Origin of the sequence: Candidatus Salinivivens marinus (genome assembly GCF_965655845.1) — a bacterium.
Lineage (GTDB): Bacteria > Pseudomonadota > Alphaproteobacteria > Rhodobacterales > Rhodobacteraceae > Salinivivens > Salinivivens marinus.
Genome location: NZ_CBFHHX010000022.1, coordinates 1 through 5,721, shown reverse-complemented (window position 1 = coordinate 5,721; position 5,721 = coordinate 1). Strand labels below are relative to the sequence as shown.

General features: G+C 38.7%; 9 protein-coding genes. All 9 read right to left on the bottom strand.

Annotated features, from left to right (window positions below; all coding sequences use genetic code 11):
• Positions 1 to 799, bottom strand: a 799-nt coding sequence (locus ACTF5Q_RS11915; protein ID WP_438954817.1) for a hypothetical protein, incomplete at its 3' end; no start/stop codon positions are given.
• Between the two features lie 185 nt (positions 800 to 984).
• Entirely contained in the window at positions 985 to 1,197 is a 213-nt protein-coding gene (locus ACTF5Q_RS11910) for a hypothetical protein (RefSeq protein ID WP_438954816.1), read from the bottom strand.
• 4 nt (positions 1,198 to 1,201) lie between these two features.
• Entirely contained in the window at positions 1,202 to 2,353 is a 1,152-nt protein-coding gene (locus ACTF5Q_RS11905; protein ID WP_438954815.1) for an EscU/YscU/HrcU family type III secretion system export apparatus switch protein, read from the bottom strand.
• On the bottom strand, positions 2,346 to 3,104 hold the full coding sequence (fliR, locus tag ACTF5Q_RS11900) for a flagellar biosynthetic protein FliR (RefSeq protein WP_438954819.1): 759 nt from the start codon (positions 3,102 to 3,104) through the stop codon (positions 2,346 to 2,348). Before fliR ends, ACTF5Q_RS11905 begins: the two co-directional genes overlap by 8 nt.
• Positions 3,105 to 3,153: 49 nt before the next feature.
• Complete coding sequence (locus tag ACTF5Q_RS11895; RefSeq protein ID WP_020045127.1) at positions 3,154 to 3,423, bottom strand: flagellar biosynthetic protein FliQ; 270 nt, start codon at positions 3,421 to 3,423, stop codon at positions 3,154 to 3,156.
• A gap of 5 nt (positions 3,424 to 3,428) precedes the next feature.
• Positions 3,429 to 4,163, bottom strand: a complete 735-nt coding sequence (gene fliP, locus ACTF5Q_RS11890) for a flagellar type III secretion system pore protein FliP (protein ID WP_438954818.1) — start codon at positions 4,161 to 4,163, stop codon at positions 3,429 to 3,431.
• 25 nt (positions 4,164 to 4,188) lie between these two features.
• The gene (locus ACTF5Q_RS11885) at positions 4,189 to 4,479 is read right to left on the bottom strand and encodes a hypothetical protein (protein WP_438954814.1); all 291 of its coding nucleotides are present in this window, start codon (positions 4,477 to 4,479) and stop codon (positions 4,189 to 4,191) included.
• Positions 4,480 to 4,603: 124 nt separating this feature from the next.
• Positions 4,604 to 4,900, bottom strand: coding sequence for a flagellar motor switch protein FliN (fliN, locus tag ACTF5Q_RS11880; protein ID WP_438954813.1), 297 nt, complete (start codon positions 4,898 to 4,900; stop codon positions 4,604 to 4,606).
• Positions 4,893 to 5,721: flagellar motor switch protein FliM (fliM, locus tag ACTF5Q_RS11875; protein ID WP_438954812.1), on the bottom strand; the 829-nt coding region annotated here is incomplete at its 5' end. The genes fliN and fliM, both read right to left, overlap by 8 nt.

Below are 5,721 nucleotides of genomic sequence, written 5' to 3'. Positions count from 1 at the left end.
ACTTCAATGGATTAACTGGTGGCTTTTTGACAACTTTTGGTGCAGCCTTTTTGCGTTGCGCCTCTACTTGTTTAACTCTATTCATTTCCATCATATTCGCTGCAAGCTCTTTTTGCAAAACAATAAGTTGATCAACTTTATTTTCCAAAACCATAAATTGCTTATAGGTTACTATATTGTCTCCGCCATCCATTTCACCATCTTCTTCCGATGGGTCAGGTTCAAAGAATTTTTGTATTCCCCTTATTTGATCCGAAAGCGCCATCTGGGTCAGATCAGATTGAGTTTTTAGGTCTACCAGCGTGGTTTCAGCAAACTCCTTTATCACTCGCTCAGTATCCTGAACGCTCAGTTTAATCGCTTGATTATACTTTCTCTCTGCCGCGGCTATGTCCTTTGACGCTTTTTCGGCAGCAGAACGAATATCGCCTAAAGAATTTTTAATTATTTCTTGATTTGCAGTATTGGATTCTACAGTTTTCACCGATTTATCCAACGTACTGACATTTTCAGTAAAAATTGCAAGGGATTCAATGGCCATGTTCGAGTTTGTTCTCAAGGTTCCTAATGCTTTGTAATACATCAAAAGCCCAGCCCCGAGGGATATAATTGCGGCCACAATGGCGCTTACAAAAATGATAAGAACGGACTGGTAGATCCGCTTTGCTTGTATGTTTACAACTTCAAACTGTTCGCGAACATTATTGAACTCTTCTGTAACGCCAGAAGCGGTATCAGCGGCATCTAATGCAACCTTTATACCATTTTCTAAATCTTTATCACCTGAACGTGTTGCCATTTTCTAACTTCTCTCGATCGGTTTTCTGACTTTTTTCAGTTTATAATAAGCACATTCCATGCCAGTTGCACTTTTAACCTGATAGTTTGGCAAAAGATGCGATTTAAATCCGAATTTTTTGCAACCCCACGGTCGTGCTGGATCGTGTGTCACAAAATAAAAGACACATTTGGCACAATTTATTGTCATTTGATTTTCTTTCTGTCATTCACAAATTTTTGAATTTGGAACCGAAACGTAGCTATAAAAGCCAATATACTACCAAAACCCACCAACATTGCCTTAATAGTTTGTCCATCCAGATAGAAAGCCCTTGCGGCGCTAGCTAGCCAAATGGACATTACTAGAAACACTAAGGTTGAAATTAATTGACCAATGGATGATTTACGAGGTCTCAATTTTTTACTCCTTAACAGGCTTTCCGAATTCATCAAAAATAAAGTCAGATGGTATTTCTGGCTCTTGCAACGCAGTATTTACTCCTCGCTCTAATTGATAAACATATGCCAAAATGGAAGCCACTGCTGAATAAAGCTGCTCCGAAATAGCAAATCCGATACTGCCGGTATAAAACAGTGCACGAGCCAGCAGTGGAGATCTCACTACGGATATTGAATTTAATTCGGCTTCCTCTATGACCCTAAACGCCATCGCGTCTTTCCCCATTGCTATAATTATTGGTGCATCATTTTCAGTTGGCTCATATTTAATCGCTACTGCAAAATGGGTTGGGTTTGTAATTACAACACTTGCATCTTTTACATCATTTATCGCTTGAGCCTGTTCGGTAGCACGTTGACTCGCTTCCATCTGCAATCGTCTCATTCGCGCTTTGACCTCTGGTGACCCTTCACTCTCCTTTGATTCTTCCTTTAAATCTTGTCGGGACATTCTTAATTTTTCCATCCAGGTATGTCTGCTCCACAAGTAGTCACCTATGCCAATGGCAAAAAGCACTAGGACAATCACAAAAATAAATGTCAGTAAGGACCGGTAAAGTATCTCTAAACTCTGATTAAGCACACCGGCACTTAGGTAAATTAGGTTGGGCAAAGTAAACCATAGAAATCCTAAAACGAGACCTGTCAAAAATACAACTTTGGCGATTGATTTAATTAACTCAACTAAGCCTTTGACTGAAAAAATTCTTCCCAGACCCTTTATTGGATCAAGCTTATTCCATTTAAAACCAACAGCTTTTGAACTGATACTAAGACCGCCACCAACAATTGTTTGCATCAAAAGAATTCCAAAAAAACAAGGTACCGCAAAAAACGCAGCGCCAAAAATTATAAGACGGAAACCCTGCCAAGAATTATAAAAATTTGTACTAAGAAGCTCTTCTGGATGCGAAAATGAAAATAACGTCGACCATGTTGTTAATAAGTTACTTGCAAAAAAACCTAAGACTGCAATTACTAGAAGTCCCACGGCGCTAGTTGCAAAAACAAACATCTCTTTCGAAGATAAAATATCCCCATCTTCTCTAGCCTTTTCTAATCGCCGCTGCGTGGGCTCCTGGGTTTTTTCCTGTGTCTGATCGTTCTCAGCCATCGCCCAGATCTCCTAATACACCTTTTACAATACCGATTGCTTCATCAATCAACTCAGCAAACACAAACTGAAGAGCATCCACTGAAAAATATAATGCGAAGAAAGTTCCCAGGATTGTCATTGGAAAGCCAAAAGAAAATAGGTTCAATTGCGGCGCAGACTTTGTTATGAAACCTATTCCAATATTCATAAAAAATAGAATACTTACGATAGGCAAAACAATCACCACGGCAGTTTTAAAAAGAAAATTGGTAGATGATAGTGAGTTTTCTATAATTTTTTTATACTCTACCATGCCCCCTATTGGCATACTCTCATAACTAAGGAAAATCATCTCAAAAATTACTAGATGACCATTCAATGAAAAAAATAGAACTAATAAAAATAATGAAAAAATTTGGCTGATTACTGGCGATTGGGCGCCACTTGACGGATCAACCTGAGAGGCAAAAGCCAGGCCTGAAGTTGCGGCAATCTTTTCACCAGCCAATATAACAGTACCAAAGCATATAGAAAGAACCATACCACAAGAAAGCCCTATAAATACTTCCTGCAAGATTATCGGAAGTAAATCTATGCCGACTAATATTTCTAATGGTGGTAATTTAATATTTGTTAGGACCCATACACCAATCCCAAATGAAAAAACAATTCTTACAGGTAAAGGGACCATACGCGATCCAAAAAAAGGAGAGGATAAAAGAAAAGACCCTACTCTTAAAGTCGATAGTAATAACAGTAAAAGGTACACTGGTATACTCTGCAAACTAATACCCGCATAACTTCCAACTTGCTCCACTCTAAATTCCTTTCAATGCTATCTCTTCAAAGATGAACATAAAGTAGTCAGTCATAGTGGACAAAGTATAACTGGCGAATAATGCCATTGCACCCAAGACAACAAATAACTTTGGAACAAAACTCAGTGTCATTTCTTGAATTGAGGTAGCGGCCTGAATAAGTCCGATAAATAGACCTATACCAAGTGCTATTGCCAGGATCGGACCAGCGGTCATTATGATTTGCCAAAATGCAAGACTTAAATACTGAACGTTCTGATCATAGGCCATTTATTTCACTCCACCAAGAAAGTTGCGGACAATGACCCAACAGTCATCGACCAGCCATCCACCAAAACGAAAAGTAGCAATTTGAAAGGGAGTGAAATTAACATTGGTGACAACATCATCATACCCAGAGACATGAGAATAGATGCTATAACCATGTCAATCACAAGAAACGGCAAGAAGATCAGGAAGCCAATCTCAAAAGCTGTTTTCAGCTCAGATGTTATAAAAGCAGGCAAGACAATGGAGATTGGAATTGACTGTTTATCATTGAATGGACCAGAACCGGAAAGATCTGCAAACATATTTATTGTATCAACTCTGGTGTTGGAAACCATAAACTCCTTTAAGACTGATAAACCTTGGTTCATAGCCATTTCTGTTGATAAGTTTCCATCCAAGTATGGAGTCAGAGTTTCTAAATACAAAACCTCAAAAATGGGGCTCATAATGTAAAAACTTAGGAATAAAGCGATTGCTATCAGAACTTGGTTTGGAGGGGTTTGCTGCGTTCCAAGAGCCTGCCTTAAAATTGACAAAACGATGATTATTCGAGTAAAAGCTGTCATGCCAAGAACCAAAGATGGCAAAACTGTCAAAGCGGTCATTAGTATTAAAATTTGTAATGATAGTGAGTATGTTGTCTCACCATTTACGCCGGTCGCTGTTGTGAGGGCAGGTAAACCAAGAGCACTCAAATCCTGAGCATAGCTCACATTTGTCACCATCATTAGGGCAAGCATCCCACAGAGTATAAATTTGAGATGGCTAAACCAATTCATCACTATATGCCTCAACATCATTGATAATTTTATTGGGATTAAGGGGGACAATTGCTGCTGATGAATTCTTACAGCAAACTATTAAAAATGACTCTCCGCCTGCATTTACAATATTCAACTGAGAAGTTTTAGATAGATTTAATCTAGAAACCACTTTCAAGCTGCTGATTGTTTTATTGGTTTTGGGATTAGCCCTGTAACGGACGTAAAGATAGATTTGAACTGCCATAAGGGCACCCAAAAATAAAATTACCATTGCAATTTTTTCGTACGTCATAAAAAAACCCCTAATTCAAAGGGGTTTTGCAACTGTTATACCAATTACTTTTTTATAACTAAAATCAATGTGTTAGGAGTTCACACCAAGTTGTTCAATAAACTGACATATGAAAAAATTAATATCAGATGCTCTCCATTCGTTTTTCAGGGTCGACTATTTCTCCAAAACGCACTCCAAAGCGCTCGCCAATCATAACCACTTCACCTTTGGCAATCTTTGTATTGTTAATAAGTATATCCAGCGGATCACCAGCCAATCGCTCAAGCTCAACCACGGAACCCTCATTTAATCGAAGCAAGTCACGAATTGTTATTTCAGTCCGACCAACTTCAACTGTTAACTCAACATCTATATTCTCTAAGACTTTCAGGTTCTCGATACCTTCAGACTTTATCTCAGCTTGTTCTTCCTCAGCCATCTTTTTCCTCGCTCATTTTTACTCTCTTTTTCATTGATATTGCAGCATTCGGACCAACTTTACCAATATCGGCAAAAAATACTTTTTCTCCAGCAACTTTGACTAAAACATTCTCCGGAGTTGCCATTGCGAAGACATCTCCCTCGGTAGATTTCATTAATTTTCCAATTGATGTTTTTGGATTTCCTATTTCAGCTGTTAAGGTAAGAGGTATCGACAATACTGCATTCTGCAGTCTTTCCTTCCAGGTTCTATCATCTTGTGCGAATTCATTCTGAACTCTCGAACGCAGCTGCGAAGAAATTGGTTTCAGTGTCTGCAGTGGATAAACAACATCGAAGCTCACAGGATCATGGTTTGGCATTTGCACCATAAAGGCACAAACAATGACCGTATCTGCCCCATCAACAAAAGAAACAAACTGGATGTTCTCTTCTCGAGATTGAACCTCGAATTTTGTTTGAAGCATATCCTTCCAGGCCGCTTCCATCGAAGCGTTCATCCCTTCTGTGATAATTTCGATTATCCGCTGCTCTGTCGCTGTAAATTCTCCTTGCTGTGTAAATAAAGACTGAACTTTAGATCCGCCATAATAAGAGTTGGTTAAATGAGACACAAAGGGTGCCTCAATAACGAGTAAGGCATTACCTCTAAGTTCTTCAATACGACTGTTGGTAACACTTACAAAATTATCACAACTTTCAACATACTCATCGAAAGATTTTACCTCAGGGGGAAAAGAAGAAATTCGAGGCATAATACGAAGCATTGGTAAGAAGACAGATCTTGTAAATCTACAAATCTTTTCATTTATCATTCGA

What these genes read in the sequence shown, in the direction of transcription:
- ACTF5Q_RS11905 (WP_438954815.1), bottom strand. Translation starts at nt 2,353, where the DNA reads ATGGCTGAGAACGATCAGACACAGGAAAAAACCCAGGAGCCCACGCAG.
- ACTF5Q_RS11895 (WP_020045127.1), bottom strand. Translation starts at nt 3,423, where the DNA reads ATGGCCTATGATCAGAACGTTCAGTATTTAAGTCTTGCATTTTGGCAA.
- fliP (WP_438954818.1), bottom strand. Translation starts at nt 4,163, where the DNA reads ATGCTTGCCCTAATGATGGTGACAAATGTGAGCTATGCTCAGGATTTG.
- ACTF5Q_RS11885 (WP_438954814.1), bottom strand. Translation starts at nt 4,479, where the DNA reads ATGACGTACGAAAAAATTGCAATGGTAATTTTATTTTTGGGTGCCCTT.
- fliN (WP_438954813.1), bottom strand. Translation starts at nt 4,900, where the DNA reads ATGGCTGAGGAAGAACAAGCTGAGATAAAGTCTGAAGGTATCGAGAAC.